Below are 25132 nucleotides of genomic sequence, written 5' to 3' on the forward strand. Positions count from 1 at the left end.
TTTTATTCATATTCAGGATAATATTTTTCAATTACTGTATCTACAGTTTCATTTTTCTTAACGTGTAAAAATCTTGCGTACAATTCTTTTCCAGTTTCAAATGGGGTATCGTCTAATTCAAACACATGTAACACTTTTCGGAACGTCCATGTGATTTGCTCATCATACATATTATCGTATGTGTGCTCCGATTGTATAGCTATATTTTCACCTAGTTCATGAGCTTCTTCTAAACTGTTTGCCTTAACAAGAATAATACTTTCTTCAAAAAGTGTATCGTGATTCTCTTCATAATGCTCATCAATTTTCGTAGGATCAGGCTCACCAGTATGAACAGACTCAAACAATAATTTTACAGCGTACACATTATGCTGCATGTTTCACTTTATAAATAATACTTGCGACAAGCGAAGCAGGTATTGTAAATACGTTACTTTGATAATGGTAATGTACTTGGGATTCTTCATAAGACATGTTGTCATATAGTTCGTTTTGTGAGACATTCATTTTTTTCTGTTTTTCTTTGAGCATTTTAATGTAGTTGTACTGTATTGGGACGAGAATGATGAAATAAGCTAATACGATTAGTGACATCCAAATCATTATGAACACTCCCTTACAAAGAATATTTGTATATGGTAATTATATCAATTTATATGAAAAATATCCATATTTTCCTAGTGGTCAATTTCTTTTCCAAAATGCAAAAAGTTCTTCAGCGCTTCGTAAATTATGTTCAAGGCATGTTTGGGCAGTGCGTTTTAAAACTTTGTATTAACTGTTCTAATCTAGAAGGATCATATTGTTTCACATGGCCAGTAATAATGGTTTCATCTTTGTCTAAGTCAATTGTAATTTAATCGAATCGCTCTACTTGTTTAAAATATCCTACAATATCATCTTCCAATTGAAATTCTCCCTAGTTTATAGCTTATTTAGAAGATTTCTCTATAAATTGTATGATTCCTTGTTATATGTCACATAAGTGCAAATTTACCTATTATAGGGCAATGTCATGTATAATAGAAAGAAAAGGCTTGTGAGGGGGGAGAAGAGATGATCGTTCTTTGGATAATTACGCTTTGTATGACTGCTATTTTTGCATATATGACGTTAAAACAAAATGGCTTAAAGCGGTTTGTTCCAGGAAGTATTCTTGCAGGAATTGCCCTTATCACGTATGTAATTTCTATTTTTATTGAAAGTGTATCAGTAGATATGAGCACAAGTTTAATGTTTATTGGTATTACACTATTTGCAGGTAGCATTATGGTACTTATGGTTGCTGGTATTATTTTATTTATTCATATGAATTCGGAAACGTTATAACATATAGAAAAGGCATGTCCCTTGGGACATGCCTTTTTATCCGTTCAATTATGCTCTATCTTTAGAAGAATTTTGTTGCTTTAATAAGTCGCGAATTTCGCCAAGAAGAACTTCTTCTTTTGTTGGTTCTGGAATTTCTTCCTCTTTTTCGTCTTCTTTTTTAGATGTTAGTTTGTTGAAAACTTTAATAAACATAAAGATAGAAGCTGCGATAATTAAGAAATCAAAAATTGTTTGGATGAAGTTACCATACATAACAGCTGATTTACCATATCCAAAGTGTAAATCTGTAAAGTTAACGCCACCTAATACCATACCAAGTAATGGTGTAATAATGTCTTTTACTAAAGAACTAACGATTTTACCGAATGCAGCACCGATTACAACCCCGACAGCTAAATCAACGACATTCCCTTTGAAAGCGAACTTTTTAAACTCGTTCCACATGTGTTAATCCCATCCTTTCCACGATTCAATATGAAATTTATAATTCCTATCAACATATTCTATAGAAATTTACGAGAGAAATAAAGAGGAAATGGGAATGAAAGTAAATTCTGAAAAATGTATCCGTTTTACATTTTGTTTACATCATCTAGTAAAGATTGTAGCATTTGCTGCGTTTTTAATCCTTCTAATCCATCTACAACAGGCTTTGTATCGCCTTGTACACACTCAATAAAATGATGAACAGCATCTTCAAAACCACGTTGTTTTAACGTCGTATCCCATGATGGGGAACCACTTTGTGAAACTGAGTTTTCCTGTTCAATTTCAAATGTATTCATATTTTTTACGCGAATGATTTTCCCTGGCGTTACAAGTTCAATTTGTTCTAAATTTGTACCGGCATGGCGATGCATTGCAGTAGAAAGTAACAGTCCACTTGGAGTTGTATATGTATGATGTCCGTAAAGAAGTTCATTCTTTTCATTGATTTGCATCATATTGTGAACGACGTTAAGGTCATTATTAGCTAACCAGCGAGCTGTATCTACAATGTGTAAATAATCATCTAACATAGTGAAATCGTACGTATATGGCCCGACTTTATTTGTGCGATGCTTTTCAATTCGAATCCATGAAATATCATTAGCCTGTTCTTTGGCAGCGACATACATAGGAACGAATCTGCGATTAAATCCGACCATTAATTTTCGGTTGTATTTCTCGCTCAACTCGACTAGTTGCTCAGCTTGTTCCACTGTAGCTGCTAGCGGCTTATCAACATAAACGTCGATCCCTTTTTTCAGAAGTTCAGAAACGATTTCATAATGTGATGCAGTTGAACTATGCACGAAGATTGCATCGCATTCCGAAGCTAACATTTCAATAGAATGAAAGTCTTGAATCCGGTATTGCTGGCAAACTTGTTTTCTTTTCTCCTCGTTAGGTGTAAACGCCCCTACAAAGTTCCAATCTGTTTCTTTTGTAAGTGTTGGAAGATAGGCCTTTTGCGCAATACTTCCAAGTCCAATCATCCCAATTTTAGGTTTGTTCATTTTAAATCCCACCCTATTAATAGTAATGTAACGGCTTAAATGTAGCATAGGGTGGGGGAGGAAGGCAAAAATTAGCTTTTTACTTACGGCCTTCTAACAAAATCTTCTCTATCTCTTCAAAGTGATGAGCGCGAGCATGCTCTAACGGGGTAACACCATCATGGTCTGGAATATTTACATCTGCACCGTGCTCAATAAGAAGGCGAATGACTTGTTGCTGTGTTTCGTTTCCGTTACTTAGTACGATGGCTTCCATTAAAGCTGTCCATCCGAGATTATTTACATGATTTACATCAATAGTTGTTCGAGTGAGGAGTTCTTTTATAACGTCAATATAGCCATGTTCTGAGGCTGGGATAAGAGCTGTTCCGCCGTAACGATTTGTAATCGTAGGATCTGCACCAGCATCAATTGTTAATTTTAAAATGTCTAAGTAACCTTCCGCACCGGCGTATAGAAAGGGATTATTTTTCATGTCATCTTGGATATTTACGTCAGCACCAGCTTCGATAAGTGCCTTTGTGGTTTTTACATCATTTTTGTATGTAGCAATCATAAGCGGAGTGCGTCCTTGATTATCCGTCGCATTTATATTTGCGCCTTGTTTTAGTAAAGATATAACAGTATTCGTTTCATTTTTTTCAGTAGCTGCTAGTAGTGCAGTCTCCATGTTTGTCATCTCCTTTTTTACTTCTTGTTCTTGCGAGCATCCTTGTAAAAAAATTACGCAACATATCATACTGAATGTTTTTTTGAACATGGAATTTCAACCTCCTAATTTCAACTGTAAAATAGGAACATTAAATTTTTATAAACTGACGCTAAAATTACTATAAAATCGCTTGAGTATTTGAACATATATTTTTATGCTTATGAATATGAAGGATGGGTAAAGTGAGGATGTAAATGATGTCTATTAAAACAAAGTTTTTATTTTCTTATATTGCTGTAATTCTCGTTTCTATTACGCTCATATTAGTCGCGGGATTTTTAATTGTTTTTTCGATAACAGGTGACTTGGAAGCAGTGAAAAATTTCTATAAAAGTTCTTACATTCAAAAGCCGCTTACACCAGAAGAAGAGAATGCCTATCTTGAATTAAAATTAGCGGCAAAGCAACATCAATCTCAATTATTAGATGAATCGTTCGTTTCATCAATTGAAAAAGAAGGCGTGAAAATAATTGTAAGAAAGGGAGAAAACATTTCTTATGCTACAAAGGGTTTTGAAAGTTCGACTTTAACAGAAGCCCTTCCGAAATTTGAAGCAGCAAATATTAATAGTCGTGGTACAACAGAACTAGGTGATACATTTTATCGATATGTAAAATTTGATTTTTATTTTGCAGAGAAAGAAGAAGGGAGTATATTTGTACTAAGAAAGCAAAGTTCATTTGTAGATCTTACACAAAAATTATTTCCAATCTTATTCGTATCGCTTTTACTATTAGCTATTTTATTTATTGGATTATTAAGTTATCTCGTTTCAAGAAGTGTAATAAAACCAATTTTTGTATTGAAAGGCGCAACAGAGAAAATTAAAGAAGGAAATTTAGATTTTCAAATGCCAGTTACATCGCACGATGAAATAGGTCAATTAAATCAAGGATTTGAGGAAATGAGGAAGAAGTTAAAAGAATCGATTGAAGTACAAACGCAGTATGAAGAAAATCGAAAAGAACTTATTTCAAACATATCGCATGATTTAAAAACACCGATTACATCTATTATCGGATATGTAGAGGGAATAAAGGACGGGGTAGCAAATACGCCAGAAAAAATGGATAAGTATTTAATGACAATTCACACGAAGGCAAAACATATGGACACACTCATTGATGAACTCTTTTTGTTTTCGAAGCTCGATTTGAATCGAGTTCCATTCCAATTTGAGACAGTTGAATTAAATACGTTTATGCAAGAATTAATAGAAGAGATGCAGATGGATTTAAGTGAAGAAGGTATAGAAGTTAACTTACAATTACATTCATCGCCATTATATGTAACGGCTGATTGCGAAAAGATAAATAGAGTTATATCAAATTTAATTCATAATAGTGTGAAGTACATGGATAAAGAAGAGAAGAAAATTACTGTAACAGTATCGAGTGATAACAATAATGTTATTGTGAAAGTGATGGACAATGGATCAGGTATAGAATCTGATACGCTACCGTATATCTTTGAACGTTTTTATCGTGCAGAACAATCGCGAAATTCTAGCACAGGTGGAAGTGGACTTGGTTTAGCAATAGCGAAGCAAATTGTTGAAGAACATGGCGGGGAAATTTGGGCGGAAAGCGAGCTTGGTAAAGGCACAAGCATTTTCTTCTCATTGGAAAAAGTAGAGGAATGTGGTGAGTAAATTGAAAAGAATTTTACTAATAGAAGATGAAGTAAGTATTGCAGAATTACAGCGAGATTATTTAGAAATTAATGATTTCCAAGTTGATGTAGAGCATTCAGGAGAAACAGGTTTACAAATAGCACTGCAAGAAGAATATGATTTAATTATTTTAGATATTATGCTCCCGAAAATGAACGGATTCGAAATTTGTAAACAAATACGTGCTGTAAAAGATATTCCGATTCTACTTGTTTCAGCAAAAAAAGAAGATATAGATAAAATTCGCGGACTCGGATTAGGAGCGGATGATTATATAACGAAACCGTTTAGTCCAAGCGAATTAGTTGCAAGAGTAAAAGCACATATTGCCCGTTATGAAAGATTATCAGGAAATGTAAGTAAGCAACGTGATACGTTATATATTCACGGAATTTCTATCGATCAACGAGCGAGGAAAGTTTTTATAAACAATGAAGAAGTGGCATTTACAACGAAGGAATTTGATTTATTAACATTCTTTGTAACACATCCAAACCAAGTATTAAATAAAGAACAGTTATTTGAACGCATTTGGGGATTAGATTCCGCTGGTGATTTAGCCACTGTTGTCGTCCACATTAGAAAGCTACGTGAAAAAATTGAAAGAGATCCTGCCCACCCGCAATATATTGAAACAGTATGGGGAGCTGGTTATCGTTTTAATGTGTAGGGAACCTGCCGAGTTATTGGCAGGTTTTTTGTATGTTATTCGAATGAAAAGGAAGGAATAGGTAATTTATGTTAAAATGTAAAGAGAAACAAAACAGAGGAGAGCATGGGGAGCGTGCTATATGTTGGGGGATATATTAAAAGATAATAAATCAAACAAGGCTTTAAAGATTGGAACTAATATCGTACTTATCTTATTGATTATTGGTGCAATACAAATGTTTTATGATGAAGATTCTACGAATGATCATTTTGGTTGGTTCTTTTTTGCGATCTTTTGGGTAATTAAAAGCATTTCTAGCTCTAAGGTAAGTTTAAAAGATAGAGATAAAAAGTCGGTATTACTTGATGTGGGTTTAGTTGTTATTTCTTGTATTTTTTTAGTTGTTTTTAGTGTGAAATATTTCTTTTGAAAAAAGCTCATAGTCTTATAGAGGCTGTGAGCTTTTTGTCAGTGTTTAGGTTTTCTTAATAAGAACGGTACTAACGATTTATAAAATGTTTGAGTAGTAGAAGTAAATTGAGCAGCTTCTTCTAAAAAAGGATAATGGTTGCTGTTTTCGAATGGAATGAAGATAGAATTACGTATCCCATCATGTATCTCGATAGAATATTGAATTGGGCACTGCACATCATATCTTCCGCATATAATAAGTGTCTTTGTTTGGATGGAAGGTAAATACTCCCTTAAATCAAATAACGGATATTCATTGGCGAAAGCGTTCATCCGGTTAGCGGACATTGTTTTTTTGATTGGTTTACAAAAATAAGAGTTGTAGTTTTCTGGTTTATACAATGATAATTTTGTTCTCTTAGTAGATAGTTCTTTCCGTTCTTCACTTGTAAGGTGAGGGCTTTTTAAGTTTTCGATGAGCTCCTGCATATAATGAAATTGTGAATGTTCGGGATGATAAATGCAAAATGGTGTTTCGGTATAGTTACTTGCTGCAGCTCCTGCTACGACTAATGATTGTAAGGAATTTGGATATGTAATCGCATATAAAAGTCCAAGCATACCACCTGTTGAATGACCAGCGAAATGCCATGTTGGAAGTTGTAATGCTTCTCGTATTGCTTCTAAGTCGTGGATTGTTTCAATTATGCTTAATTCGTTTTCTGAATGGGCGGTTACAGAGCGACCAGTATCTCGTAAATTAATGAGAAATACACGATGCGTAGCAGTAAAAACATCCGCAAAGTAATCACCAGTTTCATTAAATTGTGAATAGTGATGTGTAATACAAAGCGATTCGCCATCTCCTTTTGTAAAGAGTTCAAATGTACCACGTTTCGTGTGGATCATTTGTCGTTTCCACATAATATCACTACCTTTTCTCATAAAAGTTGGGCCAGGCTGTTATGAAATGAAAATATATCAGCGATTATTAAAATATATCGACTTACCGACAGAAACCGACAATAAATAAAAGGAGGCTATTCAAAAACGAGCCTCCTTTTCGTTTAGTACAAAGATTTTGTCATATTATTCCGAATAATTTCAAGGGATTTCGCTACAGTTAATGCATTTTTTTCTTCAATTTCTGGTTTACGGGGGATAGGTTTATACATGTTGTCTGGATCTTCCCATGTGAGGGGAAGTTCTGTTTCTGCTTGTCCTTTCCAAGCTTCAATCCATTCTGGAGGGAGATAACCTGAGATGTTTTGGATGTTGTTCATTTCGAGCCAAATGAGCGCCCAAGCTCTTGGTACGACACGCCAATGGTCATAGCCGCCACCGCCGACAGCGATCCAGCGACCGTCGCAATATTCATTAGCAATTTCACGAGCGAGCTTCGGTATTTCGCGGTAAATATTCATGGTCGCACAAAGGTGTGTAAGTGGGTCGTAGTAATGTGCGTCAGCACCATTTTGCGTTAAAATAATATCCGGTTTAAAGTATGCTGCAACTTCTTTTACAACAGTTCGATATGACTCTAAGAACGATTCATCTTCTGTAAAAGCATCGAGTGGAACGTTGAAAGAATAACTATAGCCATTGCCTTGTCCACGTTCATTTACAGCGCCAGTTCCAGGGAATAAATAACGCCCAGTTTCATGTAATGAAATAGTGCATACGTTAGGATCGTCGTAAAAAGACCACTGAACACCATCACCGTGATGAGCGTCTGTATCAATATATAAGACGCGTAAACCGTATTTCTTTTGAATATATTTCATTGCGATAGAACTGTCGTTATAAATACAAAAGCCAGATGCTTTACCACGGAAGCCATGATGTAAGCCGCCTCCTAAGTTAAGCGCGTGTTTTACTTTTCCGGAAAGAACAGCATCGACAGCTGTTAATGTACCACCAACGAGCAATGCGCTTGCTTCGTGCATATTTGGGAACATCGGTGTATCTTCTGTTCCAAGTCCATATGTCATCGCAATTGATTTTTCTAACTTTCCTTCTCCAGCACGTTTTACCGCATTTATGTACTCCTCTGTATGAACGTAGGCAATTTCTTCATCTGTAGCCATCCGTGGTGAGATGGTTTGGGAAGGAGAGATGAAACCGCCCTTTTGTAATAAATCATACGTAAGTGTGACGCGCAGTTGGTTAAAAGGATGATCAGGGCTAAATGAATAGCCCCGAAAGTCATCCGAATAAATAAACGCGCTACTCATGATTGCATCCCCATGATGTTCGGCCATAATACGCGGTAGCCTTCTGCTTCAAGTGCATCAATCACTTTTAGAGGATTCATCGTTTGAATGCGGAAAACGAGTACTTTATCATTCTCATCTTTTGCTGGGTAGACGAGAACGCTCACGATATTTATTTGTAAGTCACTAAAAATAGCAACGACTTTTCCAAGAATACCAGGTTCGTTTTTTACTTGAATTTCAATTTGTGAACTTGGTTGATGTGCCCCTGTTAATTTCACTAACGTGTGCAGTACTGTAGATTCAGAAATGATTCCAACTAACTTTCCAGCCTTTGTAACAGGAAGACAGCCAATTTTATTTTCAAAAAATAAAGTAGCAATTTCCTCAACGAAATCGAGAGGATGGCAAGTCATAACAGGATGTTTCATAATAAGTTCAAGCGGTTGCTGTAGCATATCGAGTGAAACTTGTTCATCTAGAATAGACGGACTTGCATCTCTTACATCCCGATCAGAAATAATGCCTACGACGTGATTATTTTGATCGACAATTGGAATGTGCCGAATGCCTTTCGTGCGAATCGTTCGGATTGCTGTTTCGATTGTATCGTTTGGATGTAGTGTAACTACATTTTGATTCATAATTTCTTCTACAATCATTCCAGTTGCCCCCTTTATTAATACATAAAACGATTGTGAAAACGTAGACGATCAAAAGCTTGAATAGAATCCGTATCAACGCGTTTACCGATGCGGACCATTAAACAGTTGGCGGGATGTGAACAAATTTCAGGATCGTCTGTAGCCATCCATTGTAACCCGCCGGCATTCATCATCTTTTCCATTACTTTTCGGTATTCCCACACATTCAATCCTGTTTGTTTCAAATCCCAGTGCCAATAATATTCAGTCGTCAATATAATGTAATCTTCCATATAATCGTCCATCATAGAAACCTCTAGTAAGTTCTTTCCGACAGAACTCCCGCGGAAGGCTGGGACTACTTCAATTGCCCCAAGCTCAATTAAGTTTTCCATTTTTCCTTCTGACCATCGTTCAAGTGGATCAGGATACAAGTATGTAACATATCCAACAATTGTTTGGTCATGTCTAGCAATAATGAGACGAGCTTCTGGTAATTTAGAAATTTCGACAATTGCTTTATATTGTTGCTCGGCAGGACGAAACGCAATTAAGTCTGGATGGAATTCATACATTTCAAGATTATGTGTAGAGACAGGACCTTCAATAATTAAAGTGCCTTTCGCTGTTTTTAAGTTTCTAGCATTGTATATTTTTTTATGAATCAATGTATTGCTCACCACCTTGAGGGTTTGTGAATCTATTAATATCGTACTTTATAATATATGCGATGTGAATCGAAATTTGTCATTAAAAATTTGTCTAAAAATCAACAAATATACTGAAAATTTTAAAAATATCATTATAATAGATAATAGAATACATAGGAGGGGGATGTAAAGTATGAAAGTAGAAACGCTTCCTGTCATTAAAGGAGAAAATAATTTGCCGAATTATGATGAGGCATACGCGAATTTTAACTGGGAAGAGGTTAATAAAAACTTTACTTGGAATGAAACAGGCCGAGTGAATATGGCGTATGAGGCAATTGATAAGCATGCGAAATCCGATCGAAAGAATAAAGTAGCTCTTTATTATCAAGATGGATCGCGAAAAGAGAAATATACATTTAAGGAAATGAAGGATTTTTCTAATAAAGCAGGAAATGTCCTGAAAAATTATGGCGATGTAGAAAAAGGCGATCGCGTTTTTATTTTTATGCCACGTTCTCCAGAATTATATTTCGCACTTTTAGGTGCAGTGAAATTAGGGGCAATTGTTGGACCGTTATTTGAAGCATTTATGGAAGGTGCGGTTCGCGATCGTTTAGAAGATAGCGAAGCAAAGGTGTTAATTACAACGCCTGAGTTATTAGAGCGTGTACCATTAAATGATTTACCTGCTTTAAAAACAGTTTTCCTTGTGGGAGATAATGTAGAAGAAGGCGGTAAAACAGTAGCGTTCAATCCTTTATTTGAACAAGCTTCAAAAGAATTACATATCGAATGGTTAGGCCGTGAAGACGGTTTAATTCTTCACTATACGTCTGGTTCTACTGGTAAGCCAAAGGGTGTGCTTCATGCGCAAAATGCAATGGTTCAGCACTATCAAACGGCGAAATGGGTATTAGATTTAAAAGAAGATGACGTATATTGGTGCACAGCTGACCCGGGCTGGGTTACTGGAACTGCTTACGGTATTTTCGCACCGTGGTTAGTCGGAGCGTCAAATGTTATTTTAGGTGGACGATTTAGTCCAGAAGCTTGGTATGAGGCACTGCAAGATTATGGTGTAACAGTTTGGTACAGTGCACCGACAGCGTTCCGTATGTTAATGGGAGCTGGACAAGACGCAATTAAAAAATATGACTTATCACAAGTTCGTCACGTATTAAGCGTTGGTGAGCCATTAAATCCAGAAGTAATTCGATGGGGTATGAATGCATTTGGACTTCGTATTCATGATACGTGGTGGATGACAGAAACAGGTGGACAAGTTATTTGTAACTATCCTTGTATGGAAATTCGTCCAGGCTCAATGGGTAAACCAATTCCAGGTGTGAAAGCAGCGATTGTTGATAATGAAGGAAATGAAGTGCCTCCATACACAATGGGTAACTTAGCAATTGCGAAAGGTTGGCCATCTATGATGCGTGCAATCTGGAATAATCAGCAAAAGTATGAATCTTATTTCATGCCGGGAGATTGGTACGTATCAGGTGACTCTGCCTATATGGATGAAGATGGATACTTCTGGTTCCAAGGACGTATTGACGATGTAATTATGACGTCAGGTGAGCGCGTTGGTCCGTTTGAAGTAGAAAGTAAATTAATCGAGCATGCTGCTGTTGCAGAAGCAGGTGTAATTGGTATTCCTGATCCAGTGCGTGGCGAAATTATTAAAGCATTTATCGCACTTCGAGCAGGATACGAACCATCTGATGAATTAAAAGAAGAAATTCGTCAATTTGTAAAGAAAGGTCTAGCAGCTCATGCGGCGCCGAGACAAATTGAATTTAGAGATAAATTACCGAAAACGAGAAGTGGTAAAATTATGCGTCGTGTATTAAAAGCGTGGGAGCTGAATTTACCAACAGGTGACTTATCAACGATGGAAGATTAAGAAAGGTCTGGACGTTATCATTACTACAATCTAAAAAATAGAAGGTAAGCGTATATTAATTATGATTAATATATTTGCTTACTATTTAGCTTGCGGGGATGCGATCGTTTAAAAGGAAATAAAAAACTAGAATTTTTGATATGATTAGGAGGAAATTAAATGATCACATTAAAGCCTATGAACCAAGAGGAGTTTCAACAGTATCGTATTCGTGCACTTGATGACTATACAAAAGACAAAATTACTTCTAGAAATTGGAGTGAGGATGAGGCAATTAACCAGTTTAGAATGGAATTTAATCAAATGCTACCAAAAGGTGAAAAAACTGAGAGCCAGTATTTGTTTTCTATCTTTCATGACCAACATATAGTTGGAATGATTTGGATTGGACGACAATCACCTACAAATATTGATGAAGGCTATCTTTATGATTTTATTATCTTTGATCAGTATCAAGGATTGGGATATGGTACGAAGGCAATGGAGAAAATTGAAATGATTGCTAAAGAATTGGGTATGAGGAAAATTAGCCTTCATGTTTTTGGGCATAACAAACCTGCACGTGGAGTATATGAAAAGCTTGGTTATGAAGTTGCGAATATGTCGATGGTAAAATTAATTTAAAAAGTTATTATATAGTGCTGAAAGGTGTTTTGTTTTATAAATTTCCTTTGGAAACGGTAATATATTTTATAGAAGAAGGATTTAATAAAATATATTAAAAGTGAGTTTTAATTAATCTTCTTGAAATATAATCTTTTGTGCTATAATAATAAAAAATTTATGTGTACATGTTTGAAGGGAATAGTAAAATGAAAACAGAAAAAGAAAAGATGATACTAGGAGAAATGTACATACCGGCTGATCCAGTTTTAGTACAAGAAAGAGAGCAAGCACGTATATTAACGAGAAAATTAAATGATACGCCAGAAGAGCAATTAAAAGAGCGTAGCGAAATCGTAAAAGAATTATTTGGAACGACTGGAGATAACATTCATCTTGAATCTTCTTTTAGATGTGATTACGGTTATAACATTCACGTTGGCGAAAATTTTTACGCGAACTTTGACTGTACAATTTTAGACGTATGCCCGGTGACGATCGGAGTGAATTGTATGTTAGCTCCAGGTGTTCACATTTATACAGCAACGCACCCACTCAATCCAATTGAGCGTATAAGCGGATTAGAATACGGAAAACCAGTTACAATTGGCGATAACGTATGGATTGGCGGGAGAGCGATTATTAATCCAGGTGTCACAATTGGAGACAATGCGGTTATCGCATCTGGCGCCGTTGTAACGAAAGATGTGCCTAATAATGTAGTAGTTGGCGGAAATCCTGCAAAGATTATAAAAAAAATAAAATAATATTTGAACGAAGCGTCTTCCTCGTCTGTATACATTTATGAAAGAATAGATGAGGGAGGCTTTTTTATGTCTAATAAATTACTTCTTGCTTTTGCTTTAATTGGAATTATAGTTGTATTTTCTTGTGGTCTTTTCTTACCGATACCAATTGGATATAGAGTATCAATGCTTACAGCTGGAGTTATAATGGGTGTTCTGTTTTCAATAATTATTCCATTTGATAGAAAACATATAGTACGGAAAAATGGATATAAAATTGATTTTACAAAAACAAAAGTGTATTTTCGCTGGAATGTATTTGATACTATTTCTGTCTGCCTTGCGTTGTATGCATGCATATGTGTGCAAGCGTTAAATATTTTAGTTGCAATGGGATTTACGATTCAAAACCCATATGTGCAATTTTTTACAAATCAATCACAATTGTGGATTTTTATTGCGATTGCATATTTAATTTCCCGTATTTCATTAACGTTAAAAGGAATAAAGGAGATCAAAAATCATGGCGCAGATTGGGATTGAGGAGGAGCTCATGCTTGCGTATCAAAGTGGAGATAAACAAGCGGGAGAAAGACTATATATTTTAATCAAACCAGCGCTATACACATTTTTATATCGATTTAACCGAGATGAACAATTAAGTATCGATCTTGTGCAAGATACGTTTTTGACGCTAGAGCGTAAGAAACATATGTATGAAAGTGAAAAAGGTAAAATAAAAACGTATTTATTTCAAATTGGTTATCGTCTTATGATTAATAAATTAAATAGGAGAAAAAGGTGGCGTACGCTTTTGCCATTTTTAGTGCCGATTCCGGAAAAAGAATTTTCTCACGAAGATCGGCTCACAGTAAGAGAAGCAATTTTGAAAGTTCCAGAAGAGCAAAGAGCGGTCCTAATCCTTTCTTATTATCATGATATGCAGCAAAAGGAAATTGCAGAAATATTAAACATTCCGATTGGAACAGTGAAATCGAGACTTCATAATGGAATAAAGAAATTGAAACAATTGCTGGAGGTGGATGAAATTGAGCGAAAATCCCTTTAAGAGTGAATATAAGTTAAAGCAACATTTAGATAGTGATCATGTAGAAATACCAGACTTTCCAAAAACGGTAAGTCGATTCGATCGATTAATCGGGTTTCTTGGTTCCCCGGCGAAAGATCCTGTGGAGGCGACCATTGGGAATGATTTATCGGTTGTGTTTCATGTATCGTTGTTAGTTGGGGTTCCAATTCTTTCTCTTATTACGATACTCTTTGTGACGTTGTAAAGGATTGGAAAGAAGAGAAATTCCACCTCTATTTGACACGCCTATATAAATGATGGTATAAAGAAAAGTATATGAATAATTGAGCGTGGAAAGGGAGAAGTAGTGATCATTTCCCTGTTTTAGAGAGCTGATGGTCGGTGGAAATCAGCACATAGATGATCGCGAATTACGCCCCTAGAGCATCTTTTTTCGATTGAATTGTATTCAAAAGGGAAAAGACGGTGCTAAGCCGTTATGTAAATAAGGTGGTAGGCTTTTTGGCCTGCAACTAGGGTGGTAACGCGATAATCAAAATCGTCCCTTATTTGAAGGGGCGATTTTTTTATGTTTTCAACCTTCACGCCAGTAATGAACTTAAAGGAGAGTATGTAGGATATGGGTATTTTACAAGATCTTGAATTTCGCGGTCTAATTAATCAGCAAACAGATGCTGAGGGCCTTGAGCAATTATTAGAAAAAGAAAGCGTTAAATTATACTGTGGTTTCGATCCGACAGCAGATAGCTTACACATCGGTCATATGTTACCAGTATTAATGTTACGTCGTTTCCAATTAGCTGGTCACCAACCAATCGCACTTGTTGGTGGTGGTACTGGTATGATCGGTGACCCAAGTGGTAAAAAAGCAGAGCGTACATTAAATACGAAAGATACAGTTGCTTACTACACAGAAAGCATTAAAAACCAACTTTCAAACTTCTTAGAGTTCGAAAACGTGGACAACCCAGCAACAATGGCTAACAACTATGACTGGCTTGGTAACTTAGATGTAATTTCATTCTTACGCGATATCGGTAAAAACTTCGGTTTAAACTATATGTTAGCAAAAGATACAGTAGCATCTCGTTTAGAAACTGGTATTTCATTCACTGAGTTCAGTTACATGATTTTACAATCATACGACTTCTTAAACTTATACCAAAACCATAATTGCCGCTTGCAAATCGGTGGTAGTGACCAATGGGGTAACATTACAGCTGGTCTTGAATTAATCCGTAAATCAGAGGAAGATGCGAAAGCATTCGGTTTAACAATTCCACTTGTTACTAAATCTGACGGTACGAAGTTTGGTAAAACAGAAGGTGGCGCAATTTGGTTAGACCCAGAGAAAACAACTCCTTACGAGTTCTACCAATTCTGGATTAACACAGATGACCGCGATGTTGTTAAATACTTAAAATACTTCACATTCTTATCTCATGAAGAAATTCTTGAGCTTGAAAAGCAAGTAGCTGAAGCGCCAGAAAAACGTGCAGCACAAAAAGCATTAGGTTCTGAAATGACAAAACTTGTTCACGGCGAAGAAGCATTAGAGCAAGCAATCAAAATTTCAGCTGCACTATTCAGCGGTTCTGTAGCAGAACTAACTGCAAGCGAAATTGAACAAGGATTCAAAGACGTACCATCTGTAGAACGTACTGCAGAAGATACAGTATTAATCGACTTACTTGTAGAAAGCAAAATCTCTCCATCAAAACGTCAAGCACGTGAAGATGTAACGAACGGCGCAATCTACGTAAACGGTGAGCGTACACAAGCGTTAGACTACGTTGTAACAGAAAACGACCGCATCGAAGGTAAATTTACAATCATTCGCCGCGGTAAGAAGAAATATTTCTTAATTCGTTACTAATAAATAAAAAGCTTTGGGGAAATTCCTCAAAGCTTTTTTGTTTTAATCTCCTTTTCGAGTTCATACGGAAATCACATGTAAGCGGTATGATAAATGTATAACAACTAGAAAGGAGTGGTAAAACAAAATGTCACTAGAAGCGCTCATTATTTTTTCTTTGCTAAATGCGGGTCAGCTTGCAGAGAATTCGAAGGTTGATATACATAAAGAGCAGAAAGATGCTTATGTATATGTTCAAAAAGAGGAAAATAAATAACTTTATTTTATATATAAACTTCAAAAGCCAATCCATTGGATTGGCTTTTTGTCAGGTCGTTGGAAAAAGAGCGTCCATTTTTCTCTTTTAAACATTAGCTAAAATTTGATCATAGCACGAAGTAATAAGTGCTTCCAGATCTTTTAAGTCATTAACGTTATCAATAAAAATTCTACTCACTCCCTGTGATTTTGGGGCTTGTTCAACCACAAAATTAGGGCATAGCTGTTTAGTAGCTTCTAAATCGAGTCTTACAACTAAGGATTTTGCATCGCCATCAAGGAAGAGACGTATAAACCATTTTGTGATTACACGATTCATGATACAAAAATAACTAATGGTATCTTTATATTTGAGGTTACTGATATCTCTTTGATGCTCAGTTAAAATCTCTTTAACAATGTTAAATGCGGTTAGTTCATTTTCTGTAGTGAAAACTCTATCTGTTTTGTCTTCTTTGTTAATGTCTTCAATTATTTCAGTAGAAGCAGCTGCAACTAGGCTTGTTTCTATTTTCTCCGATGTTTTTGTTTCTTTTGGTGTTAAACCATCACTGATTATTTCTAATAGTGTTCGATTAATTGCTTTTTTAACGATTGGTCGGAATCGCTCTAAAACGTTATTTGTAATTCTAGTTGAGCTAAAGTCTCTAATTAGAAAACGAAGGAAGTCATCTGAAGGATTTTTAAATAGTTCTTTAATTGTAGAGTTTAAATTGGTCATATAAATAAGCTCTTCAGCATATTTTACGATTTCTTCAGCTTCAAAATTTTCTTTTGTAAAAGTTTCAATCGTTTCAATATCTAAATTAGTTAAATTATCCATGCTGAATGTGAAGAAAGGTTTTTCATCCATCACATTGTCATTTGTTAAATCAGTATAAAACTTGTATTCTACACCATTAGTTAGTACCCCTACTTTGACATCAGGTAAGGCATTGAAATATCTAGATAGTTGCGCATCGTGTTTAAGGAGATTTTCTGTTACAGATTTTGCCTCGATTAAAATAATTGGAACCCTATTTTTAAAAACCGCATAATCGACTTTTTCTCCCTTCTTAGTTCCGAAGTCTGCAACATACTCAGGTCTAACTTCTAAAGGATTAAAAACGTCATAACCTAGTTTTTGAAGAAAAGGAATAATTAATGATTGCTTGGTCATTTCTTCATTAGTTATGTACTCTGTTCGTTCTAAAATTTGGTTAGCTATTTTGTTTATGTCATTTCTGAATTCCATATCAATGTCTCCTCGTTATAAAGTTTAAAAATCTTTAATATTATTGTTATTCCGTGAAAATTCATAATATAACAGAGTTCTTTATGGAAACAGGGAGGTTATTCTTTTTGTTTTAGATGGGAGTATAGGGTATTGGGATTTTTATGTTATGTAGGATATAAAAATAATGGGGGAATTGAAAAAAGCCAATCCACAGGATTGGCTTTTTGTCATTAACGAGAGTAGAACTCTACGATTAATGCTTCGTTGATTTCAGCTGGTAACTCAGCACGCTCAGCGTGACGAGTGTAAGTAGCTTCTAATTTGTCAGCATCGAAAGTTAAGTATTCTGGTACGAAGTTGTTAACTTCGATCGCTTCTTTAACAACAACAAGGCTGTTAGATTTTTCGCGAACGCTGATAGTTTGACCAGGTTTTACACGGTAAGATGGGATATCTACGCGAGCGCCATCAACCATGATGTGACCGTGGTTTACTAATTGGCGAGCTGCACGACGAGTGCGAGCTAAGCCCATACGGTAAACTAAGTTGTCAAGACGAGCTTCAAGAAGGATCATGAAGTTTTCGCCGTGCTTACCAGGCATTTTACCTGCTTGGTCAAATGTGCGACGGAATTGACGCTCAGTCATGCCGTACATGTGACGAAGTTTTTGTTTCTCTTGTAATTGTAAACCGTATTCTGAAAGTTTCTTACGTTGGTTAGGACCGTGAGGACCTGGTGCGTAAGGGCGTTTTTCTAATTCTTTTCCTGTGCCGCTTAGAGAGATTCCAAGACGACGAGACAGTTTCCAAGCTGGACCTGTATAACGAGCCATAGTTGACTCCTCCTTTAAAAATGTTTTTATTTACGTAAAATAAAAACAGACGTAATCGATATTTACGGGCATTTTGTTTTCATGTACCTTCGCTCCAGCAGCAGGGAGTTACGAGATACACCTCCGTAGAGGAACAAAATACAAACGATAAACTCACATTACAAGGCTGCCTTTTTATTTTACACAAACGCTATTATATCTTTTACCCAGAGTTTCGTCAAGCGAGTACGTTTTTGTTTTATGCATATAAATTTTGGAAATTAATATAAGAAGGAATTTAAAACAATATAAAAGAAGAGATAGAAACACAAATAAAACGCTTACATAAAATGTAGTAAAAACGTTCATCAGTTTTTTACTGGTGAATATGCGGTAATAAAAACATAAAGGGGATGTTTTTATGAAAAAGAAGCATATGGAGACAGCGTTAATTCATCACGGTTATACATCTGAGGAACATAAAGGAAGTTTAACACCACCTTTATTTCAAACCTCTACGTTTACATTTGAGACTGCGCAGCAAGGAGAGGCGAGTTTTGCGGGAGTGGATCCATCTTATATTTACTCAAGGCTTGGAAATCCGACTGTGAAATTATTTGAAGAACGTATGGCGGTGTTAGAAGGAGGAGAAGAAGCACTTGCCTTCGGATCTGGTATGGCAGCTATTTCAGCAACTTTAATCGGTTTTTTAAAGGCTGGGGATCATATTATTTGTTCAAATGGATTATATGGGTGTACGTACGGTTTTTTAGAAGTGTTAGAAGAAAAATTTATGATTACGCATTCGTTTTGTGAGATGGAGACAGAGGTTGATATTGAAAATAAAATTCGTCCAAATACAAAGCTTATTTTCGTTGAAACACCGATTAATCCAACAATGAAATTAATCGATTTAAAACAAGTTATTCAGGTTGCGAAGCAAAATGGTTTACTTGTCATTGTTGATAATACGTTTTGTTCACCTTATTTACAAAGACCGCTTGAGCTTGGCTGTGATGCTGTTGTGCATAGTGCGACAAAATATATTGGTGGCCATGGTGACGTTGTAGCGGGTGTAACAATTTGTAAAACGAAAGCGTTAGCTGAAAAGATTCGCCCGATGCGAAAAGATATCGGCGGCATTATGGCGCCGTTTGATGCGTGGTTATTATTACGCGGGTTAAAGACGTTAGCGGTAAGAATGGATCGTCATTGTGATAATGCAGAAAAAATTGTATCGTTCTTAAGAAAACATGATGCGGTAGAAGGTGTTTGGTATCCAGAAGGGGAATTAGCATCTCGTCAAATGAAGCGCGGGGGCGGTGTTATTTCTTTTTCAGTAAAAGGCGGAAAAGAAGAGACGCAAGCATTTATTAATGACCTCCACTTTATTACAATTGCGGTGAGTTTAGGAGATACAGAAACGTTAATTCAGCATCCAGCAACGATGACGCACGCTGCGATTCCAGCTGAACTAAGAAAAGAAATGGGCATTTTCGATAATTTAATACGCTTATCGGTTGGTTTAGAATCTTGGGAGGATATCGTTTCTGATTTAGAGCAAGCATTAAAGAAAATATCTACTGTTAATCAATAAAAAAAGAGTGAGCTATCGGTTTTGTACAGGACGTACTAAATCGATAACTCGCTCTTTTCTTTTTACATATGTTTTAGGAGTGTTTCCACAAACTTTTCTAAATAGCGCTGATCTACTTCATCAAAACGATTCTTTTCAGGACTATCAATGTCAAGTACACCAATGACAGCTCCTTCTTTCACAATCGGTACAACGATTTCTGAATTAGAAGCACTATCGCAAGCGATGTGACCTGGGAATTGGTGAACGTCCGCTACAAGCTGCGTTGTTTTCGTTTCAGCTGCTACGCCGCAAACGCCTCGTCCAAATGGAATGCGTACGCAAGCAGGCATTCCTTGGAACGGTCCAAGGACAAGCTGATTTCCTTCTGTTACGTAAAAGCCAACCCAATTAACGCGATCTAAAAATTGGTTTAATAATGCGGACGCATTTGATAAGTTTGCGACTACGTTTGATTCGCCAGTTAATAACGCATCCAGTTGTTTAATTACTGTCTCATATTGCTGCACGCGAGATCCTGCATAACTTTCTTTAGTAAACATGGAAACAGCTCCTTTTTTATCGAGATGTGTAAAATATTAGCAAAATACGATGTATTTCACATGACTTTGTCGATAGAAAATTAAAGGAATTTGTCTTAAAAGTCAAGAAATTTAAACTATAGCTGTTCATTGAGAGGAAGTGAGCGCATGAAGCAGACGAAACAAAAAGTAATTGATGCGGCAATATCGTTGTTTAATACGAAAGGTTATGATGGAACGTCGGTGCGAGACATTGCAAAGCGAGCGGATGTGAATGTAGCGAATATTTCATATTATTTTGCTGGGAAGCAAGGTTTATTAGAACAGCTTATTACTGATTTTTTAGAAGGGTATATTCATGTGATTGAAATTTCGTTTGAACAGAGAGAGTATTTGTCGGCTAAAGATGTGATGGTGCAAATGGTGCGTGGGATGTTACGATATCAATTTGAAAATAGAGAACTAACACGTTTCTTCTACCGAGAGCTTTCGCTTGATACGACATTAATTCGTGAAGTGATGACCGTTTATTTTTCTAAAGAAAGATATTATATAGAGCAAATTATTAGACAAGGACAAATGAAACAAGAATTTCAGAAAGTATCATTTACAATGTTTATGACGCAATTAAAAGGTATGATAAATATGCCGTTTTTATATCCACAATATATATCAGAAGTACTGCATTCTTTCCCGTCTGAGACATTTTTCATAGAAATGTATACGAAAGAGATTGAGCAATGGATGGAACAAGCGTTATGTAAAGCAAATATGTACCATGAATGGCCAAGAGCTGTTCATATGTGAAGAATCCCCACCTAACGAACTGAGGTGGGGATTTTTATGTTTACTTTTCTTTGCCATGAATTGTTACATAATAGCGCGATAATTGTTAATGCAGCTCCAGCGATTTCAATTTTATCGACTGTATAACCTCGAAACATAGAACCGATCAGGGCAAGGATAGGAACTAAATTCATAAATAATATGCCGTTAATAGATGAAATATAGCGATTGCCCATATTCCAGCAAAATACAGCGATAACTCCTGCGATAATCGACATATAAAAGAGCTCAAAACGAACACTCACAACTGTACGCAGTGACGGCATAGTAACTATATTTGTATACGTTAAGAAAGTAACAATAACTATGAGTGAAATGGAGCCAAATAAACAAGTTAATGTCGTATATCGAAGTGGTGACCAAGATTGAAAACGAGCACCCCCGTTTGTATAAATGACCCAGCAAGTAACGCCGCATAGCATCAATATATTTGTCGATAAGTGGCTTGCAGCTCCAAATAATAAGTGAATATTTCCTTTTGAAATGACAAGCATAACACCGAGTAATGCAACGAACATACAAAGGAATGTGTAGTTTTGTGGGCGCTTGTTTTTTGTTATCCATTGTAATGATAAGGCAATTAGTGGCATGAGAGACTGAATCATCGCTGCATGGATTGCTCCAGAAGGCCCGGCAAGTTGTTGTCCGTAGAAAACGAGAAAACCATATCCTGCGAAACCGACTGTCCCGTAAAAGAACAGAGAAAGTGTTCTTTTTTCTAAGCGGAGTGAAGTCTTCCCTTCAGTAATTAATAGCAAAATAAGAAAAATAATAGCTGCTGATCCATAGCGAATCGTTGTGAAGAAGAACGGATCGATAAATTGCAGGGCATTTGCCATTACAGGAAACATAAATCCCCAGGCAGTTACGGCGAGTAAGCATAGAAAGAATCCGAGTAGCATTTGTTTTTTGTTCAAGAGTATCTTTCCCCTTTGCATTTCGTTATAGTAAGTTGATGAAATAAGTATAAAGAGTAATTGTTTATAGGAGGAAATATCGATTTCTTATAACGGTTATAACTTTTTGTTAGAGGTGTGTACGATGGATTTGGAGGCAGTACGATCGTTTATCGAAGTGAAGCATACGCGAAGTTTATCAAAGGCAAGTAAGATTTTACATATATCTCAACCAGCGCTTAGTAAGCAAATTCAAAAGTTAGAAGCGGATTTAGAGGTTACTTTACTTAAGCGTTCTGCGCAAGGAGTGCAGTTAACGGAGGCAGGAGAGTTATTTATAAAAAGAATGCTACCGATTTTGGAACAAATAAATGAAGTGAAAACAGAAATGAGGAGGTATCAAGAGAACCGAAAGTTTTCAATTGGTATACTACCGAGTTTAGCAGAGCATTACATATTAGAGTGTAAAGATGTATTAGGTGATGAGTTCGAAGTAGAGTGGCAAATCGGACATACGGAAGTATTAAGAGATTTATTTAAAGCGCGGGAGATTGACGCGATGTTCATCGATTCAGTAGTAGAAGGTGCTACGTATATAAAAGAAGTGCAACAAGAGAAAATTGTTTGTGTCATTTCAAATAATCATCCGTATAAAGAGAAGAAAGTCATTCAAATAGAAGAGCTGCAAAATGAAAAATTAATTGTATATCCAGAAATATGCGATGTAAGGAGAATGATTATGAACATGTTTCATGAGATAGGTGTAAAACCAACTATAGCTGTGGAAACATCTTACGCAGAACCGATGCTTGCAATGGTAAAAGCTGGCCTTGGCATCACTTTACTTCCAGAAAGGGCAGTAGAGCAGTCTGTAAGGCAGGGAAATGTACATGGAATTTCTGTTGAACCACCACTCATGCGGAAAATTTATTTCGTATCTCATACGAAAGATTGTTTGTTATTACAATCATTTGAGGATAGGTAGTGAGGTAGGCGGAATATTGAGAAAGATTACAATCGCATTGAAAGAAACATGAAATTTTAAAAAAAACTAGGTCAAAAACAAGCCATTACATGGTATGATTAGTACATTGTTAGTTGTTAAATATAGGGGAATTCCCTTTTTATACATAATGCCTTCCATTTCATAAACGGAACGGACAAAAAAAGAGATATAACTAGGAGGCTTTTTTGCATGGATTCTATCCTGACGATCGTTATCATTGTAGTAAGCTCTATTCTAGTGCTGCTCATGATAGAGCTTGTGATAAGAAATCGTTCATATAAAGATATTGAAGCACTGGAGCAGTGGAAACAAGAGATAAAAGATAAACCTGTGGCAGATGAACTAAAACGGGTAAAAGATTTAAACATGACGGGTCAAACAGAAGAACTGTTTGGTAAATGGCGTGAAGAATGGGATGAAATTGTATCAACAACCCTTCCGAAAGCTGACAAAGATTTAGCGCAAGCGCGAAAATTCGCCTCGCAATTCTCCTTCCGAAAAGCAAAGCATGCGATGAACGAATCCATAAGTGGTTTAGATGACGCTGATAATCGTATTACAGGTGTTTTAAATGAATTACAGCAATTGTTAGAAAGCCATGAGAAAAATAGCTCGGAAATTGAAGGGTTACGTGATACATATCGTAGTATGAAAAAGAGTGTTCTTGCTCATAGACATATGTATGGAGCAGCAGAGCAGAAAATCGAAGAGATGCTAGACGCTGAATCTAATAAATTTAAAAGCTTTGAAGAAGCAACAGATAATGGTGACTACTTAAAAGCGAGAGAAATTGTTATTAGTTTAGAAGAAGGTTTAGCTGGTTTAGAAATCATTATTCACCAAATTCCAGATTTATTAGTAGAGTGTCAAGCGACGCTACCAGTTCAACTGGAAGATTTATTACAGGGTCATAATGATATGGTAAGACAAGGTTATGTATTAGAGTATTTGGAAGTCCCTAAAGAAGTTCGTGATATGACGACACAACTAAACACATGTTTAATGGATATACAGGAGCTTCATATAACAGAAGCGGCTGAAAAAGTGGAAGACTTAAAAACTCGTTTAGATGGTTTCTATGATCAACTTGAGCAAGAGGTGCATGCGAGACATTATGTGGAGCAAAAAACACTTTCTGTTTATGAAGACTTAGAAGAAATACGTATCGAAACGATTGAAACGAAAACAGAAACACAACTTGTGAAACAAAGCTATCAATTGCAAGATAAGGATATTGAATCTCAAAAAGTAATTGAAAAGCAAATGCACATTTTAACGAAACGTTTTGAAATGCTACAATTACGCGTTGCTGAACAAGATATTGCCTTCTCTATTATTCGTGAGGAACTAGAAGAGGTTTATGAGCAATGTGAAACGTTAAAAGTACTTCATGCAGAATATAAAGAAATGCTGCAAACGATGCGTAAAGAAGAATTTGAAGCGCGTGAGAAGTTACAAGAAATGCGAAATACTATTTTCGAAACGAAACGCTTTATGCAAAAGTCGAATTTGCCAGGTCTCCCAGAGAGTATTATGGAAGATTTAAAAAGAGGGCAAATGGCAATGCAAGCTGTATATGAACAATTAGAAGTGAAGCCGTTAAATATGAACGCTGTAAATAGCAGTTTAGAAGAAGCATACACAACTGTGAACGGTGTAGCTGAAATGACAGAAGAGTTAATTGGACAAGCGTATTTAGTTGAAAAATTAATTCAATACGGTAACCGTTACCGCAGTCATGATGAAAGCCTTGCAGAAAGCTTAAATTATGCGGAGAAATTATTCCGTGAATATCAATACGATGCAGCTTTAGAACAAGCAGCTTCTGTACTAGAGCAACTTGAACCTGGTGTTGTTCAAAAAATAGCTGAATATGTAGACAATGAACAAACCCTTTCATAAAAGGGTTTGTTTTTTTGTGTAATTTTGCAGACGATGTTGCTATAATGAATAGCGGAATACAGTAAGGTTATTCGTTTCAAAATAAAGTGAAACTGTAATCAGTG

General features: G+C 36.1%; 29 protein-coding genes and 1 other annotated feature. Of the genes, 16 read left to right on the top strand and 13 right to left on the bottom strand.

The genetic code is table 11. The features are described from left to right. Positions 1-2 precede the first annotated feature (2 nt). Positions 3-365 carry a DUF4288 domain-containing protein gene (locus DN400_RS12045; RefSeq protein ID WP_065229498.1) on the bottom strand — a complete coding sequence of 121 codons (363 nt, stop codon included), beginning with the start codon at positions 363-365 and terminating at the stop codon, positions 3-5. Between the two features lies 1 nt (position 366). Beyond that, positions 367-603, bottom strand: a complete 237-nt coding sequence (locus DN400_RS12050) for a DUF3949 domain-containing protein (RefSeq protein ID WP_097913301.1) — start codon at positions 601-603, stop codon at positions 367-369. Positions 604-1056: 453 nt separating this feature from the next. Between DN400_RS12050 and DN400_RS12055 the strand changes: the two genes are divergently transcribed. Continuing rightward, positions 1057-1329, top strand: coding sequence for a DUF3917 domain-containing protein (locus DN400_RS12055; RefSeq protein WP_000636589.1), 273 nt, complete (start codon positions 1057-1059; stop codon positions 1327-1329). A gap of 48 nt (positions 1330-1377) precedes the next feature. Here DN400_RS12055 and mscL read toward each other — a convergent pair whose 3' ends face one another. The 3 genes from mscL to DN400_RS12070 all read right to left on the bottom strand — a co-directional run bounded on the left by mscL (position 1378) and on the right by DN400_RS12070 (position 3591). Continuing rightward, positions 1378-1776: a large conductance mechanosensitive channel protein MscL gene (gene mscL, locus DN400_RS12060; protein ID WP_000267015.1), complete on the bottom strand. Its 399-nt coding sequence runs from the start codon at positions 1774-1776 to the stop codon at positions 1378-1380. Between the two features lie 128 nt (positions 1777-1904). Then, positions 1905-2831: a Gfo/Idh/MocA family protein gene (locus tag DN400_RS12065; RefSeq protein WP_001039712.1), complete on the bottom strand. Its 927-nt coding sequence runs from the start codon at positions 2829-2831 to the stop codon at positions 1905-1907. Between the two features lie 79 nt (positions 2832-2910). Further along, positions 2911-3591: an ankyrin repeat domain-containing protein gene (locus tag DN400_RS12070; protein WP_065229445.1), complete on the bottom strand. Its 681-nt coding sequence runs from the start codon at positions 3589-3591 to the stop codon at positions 2911-2913. A 149-nt stretch (positions 3592-3740) separates the two neighbouring features. On the opposite strand from DN400_RS12070, the gene DN400_RS12075 reads away from it, so the two are divergent. The 3 genes from DN400_RS12075 (at position 3741) to DN400_RS12085 (ending at position 6298) form a co-directional block, all read left to right on the top strand. Continuing rightward, positions 3741-5195 carry a sensor histidine kinase gene (locus DN400_RS12075; protein WP_065229444.1) on the top strand — a complete coding sequence of 485 codons (1455 nt, stop codon included), beginning with the start codon at positions 3741-3743 and terminating at the stop codon, positions 5193-5195. 1 nt (position 5196) lies between these two features. Next, the gene (locus DN400_RS12080) at positions 5197-5886 is read left to right on the top strand and encodes a response regulator transcription factor (protein ID WP_003271808.1); all 690 of its coding nucleotides are present in this window, start codon (positions 5197-5199) and stop codon (positions 5884-5886) included. A 121-nt stretch (positions 5887-6007) separates the two neighbouring features. Next, complete coding sequence (locus DN400_RS12085; protein ID WP_000900160.1) at positions 6008-6298, top strand: hypothetical protein; 291 nt, start codon at positions 6008-6010, stop codon at positions 6296-6298. Positions 6299-6336: 38 nt separating this feature from the next. Here the strand turns inward: DN400_RS12085 and DN400_RS12090 are convergent, their stop codons facing one another. The 4 genes from DN400_RS12090 to acuA form a co-directional block, all read right to left on the bottom strand. Next, complete coding sequence (locus DN400_RS12090) at positions 6337-7224, bottom strand: alpha/beta fold hydrolase (protein WP_139062895.1); 888 nt, start codon at positions 7222-7224, stop codon at positions 6337-6339. Between the two features lie 122 nt (positions 7225-7346). Continuing rightward, the gene (acuC, locus tag DN400_RS12095) at positions 7347-8513 is read right to left on the bottom strand and encodes an acetoin utilization protein AcuC (RefSeq protein ID WP_080477972.1); all 1167 of its coding nucleotides are present in this window, start codon (positions 8511-8513) and stop codon (positions 7347-7349) included. After that, positions 8510-9154: an acetoin utilization AcuB family protein gene (locus DN400_RS12100; protein WP_016080058.1), complete on the bottom strand. Its 645-nt coding sequence runs from the start codon at positions 9152-9154 to the stop codon at positions 8510-8512. The genes acuC and DN400_RS12100 overlap by 4 nt, the downstream gene beginning before the upstream one ends. A 17-nt stretch (positions 9155-9171) precedes the next feature. After that, the gene (gene acuA, locus DN400_RS12105) at positions 9172-9804 is read right to left on the bottom strand and encodes an acetoin utilization protein acetyltransferase AcuA (RefSeq protein WP_000581388.1); all 633 of its coding nucleotides are present in this window, start codon (positions 9802-9804) and stop codon (positions 9172-9174) included. 175 nt (positions 9805-9979) lie between these two features. Here acuA and acsA point away from each other — a divergent pair, with 175 nt between their 5' ends. The 8 genes from acsA (at position 9980) to DN400_RS12145 (ending at position 16230) form a co-directional block, all read left to right on the top strand. Next, complete coding sequence (gene acsA / locus DN400_RS12110) at positions 9980-11698, top strand: acetate--CoA ligase (protein WP_000862047.1); 1719 nt, start codon at positions 9980-9982, stop codon at positions 11696-11698. 159 nt (positions 11699-11857) lie between these two features. Further along, the gene (locus tag DN400_RS12115; RefSeq protein ID WP_065229441.1) at positions 11858-12322 is read left to right on the top strand and encodes a GNAT family N-acetyltransferase; all 465 of its coding nucleotides are present in this window, start codon (positions 11858-11860) and stop codon (positions 12320-12322) included. A gap of 188 nt (positions 12323-12510) precedes the next feature. Then, positions 12511-13068: a maltose acetyltransferase domain-containing protein gene (locus DN400_RS12120; RefSeq protein WP_065229440.1), complete on the top strand. Its 558-nt coding sequence runs from the start codon at positions 12511-12513 to the stop codon at positions 13066-13068. A gap of 66 nt (positions 13069-13134) precedes the next feature. After that, positions 13135-13590, top strand: a complete 456-nt coding sequence (locus tag DN400_RS12125; RefSeq protein ID WP_000066428.1) for a hypothetical protein — start codon at positions 13135-13137, stop codon at positions 13588-13590. Continuing rightward, complete coding sequence (locus DN400_RS12130) at positions 13571-14116, top strand: RNA polymerase sigma factor (RefSeq protein ID WP_097821774.1); 546 nt, start codon at positions 13571-13573, stop codon at positions 14114-14116. Before DN400_RS12125 ends, DN400_RS12130 begins: the two co-directional genes overlap by 20 nt. Continuing rightward, positions 14097-14342, top strand: a complete 246-nt coding sequence (locus DN400_RS12135) for a hypothetical protein (RefSeq protein WP_001293784.1) — start codon at positions 14097-14099, stop codon at positions 14340-14342. The genes DN400_RS12130 and DN400_RS12135 overlap by 20 nt, the downstream gene beginning before the upstream one ends. A 77-nt stretch (positions 14343-14419) precedes the next feature. After that, positions 14420-14647: a binding site (T-box leader), on the top strand. Between the two features lie 70 nt (positions 14648-14717). Continuing rightward, positions 14718-15974, top strand: a complete 1257-nt coding sequence (gene tyrS / locus DN400_RS12140) for a tyrosine--tRNA ligase (RefSeq protein ID WP_098312728.1) — start codon at positions 14718-14720, stop codon at positions 15972-15974. Between the two features lie 127 nt (positions 15975-16101). Beyond that, positions 16102-16230: a hypothetical protein gene (locus tag DN400_RS12145; RefSeq protein ID WP_000050940.1), complete on the top strand. Its 129-nt coding sequence runs from the start codon at positions 16102-16104 to the stop codon at positions 16228-16230. Between the two features lie 87 nt (positions 16231-16317). Here the strand turns inward: DN400_RS12145 and DN400_RS12150 are convergent, their stop codons facing one another. Together DN400_RS12150 and rpsD are read right to left on the bottom strand one after the other, a co-directional pair. Then, positions 16318-17466, bottom strand: coding sequence for a type I restriction endonuclease (locus DN400_RS12150; protein WP_147801690.1), 1149 nt, complete (start codon positions 17464-17466; stop codon positions 16318-16320). A gap of 212 nt (positions 17467-17678) precedes the next feature. Continuing rightward, positions 17679-18281, bottom strand: coding sequence for a 30S ribosomal protein S4 (gene rpsD, locus DN400_RS12155; protein WP_000135315.1), 603 nt, complete (start codon positions 18279-18281; stop codon positions 17679-17681). Positions 18282-18681: 400 nt separating this feature from the next. On the opposite strand from rpsD, the gene megL reads away from it, so the two are divergent. Continuing rightward, positions 18682-19857 carry a methionine gamma-lyase gene (gene megL, locus DN400_RS12160; RefSeq protein ID WP_098312726.1) on the top strand — a complete coding sequence of 392 codons (1176 nt, stop codon included), beginning with the start codon at positions 18682-18684 and terminating at the stop codon, positions 19855-19857. Between the two features lie 62 nt (positions 19858-19919). On the opposite strand, the gene DN400_RS12165 is transcribed toward megL, so the two are convergent. Further along, positions 19920-20399: a GAF domain-containing protein gene (locus tag DN400_RS12165; protein WP_000494340.1), complete on the bottom strand. Its 480-nt coding sequence runs from the start codon at positions 20397-20399 to the stop codon at positions 19920-19922. 147 nt (positions 20400-20546) lie between these two features. Here DN400_RS12165 and refZ point away from each other — a divergent pair, with 147 nt between their 5' ends. Further along, positions 20547-21185, top strand: a complete 639-nt coding sequence (gene refZ / locus DN400_RS12170) for a forespore capture DNA-binding protein RefZ (protein ID WP_000814914.1) — start codon at positions 20547-20549, stop codon at positions 21183-21185. 11 nt (positions 21186-21196) lie between these two features. On the opposite strand, the gene DN400_RS12175 is transcribed toward refZ, so the two are convergent. Next, entirely contained in the window at positions 21197-22141 is a 945-nt protein-coding gene (locus tag DN400_RS12175) for a DMT family transporter (RefSeq protein ID WP_065229437.1), read from the bottom strand. A gap of 124 nt (positions 22142-22265) precedes the next feature. Between DN400_RS12175 and DN400_RS12180 the strand changes: the two genes are divergently transcribed. Together DN400_RS12180 and ezrA are read left to right on the top strand one after the other, a co-directional pair. After that, positions 22266-23105: a LysR family transcriptional regulator gene (locus DN400_RS12180; RefSeq protein ID WP_147801691.1), complete on the top strand. Its 840-nt coding sequence runs from the start codon at positions 22266-22268 to the stop codon at positions 23103-23105. Between the two features lie 210 nt (positions 23106-23315). After that, the gene (gene ezrA, locus DN400_RS12185; RefSeq protein WP_000377315.1) at positions 23316-25028 is read left to right on the top strand and encodes a septation ring formation regulator EzrA; all 1713 of its coding nucleotides are present in this window, start codon (positions 23316-23318) and stop codon (positions 25026-25028) included. Positions 25029-25132: the final 104 nt, after the last annotated feature.

The sequence above is a fragment of the Bacillus sp. AR8-1 genome (assembly GCF_008042345.1).
Lineage (GTDB): Bacteria > Bacillota > Bacilli > Bacillales > Bacillaceae_G > Bacillus_A > Bacillus_A cereus.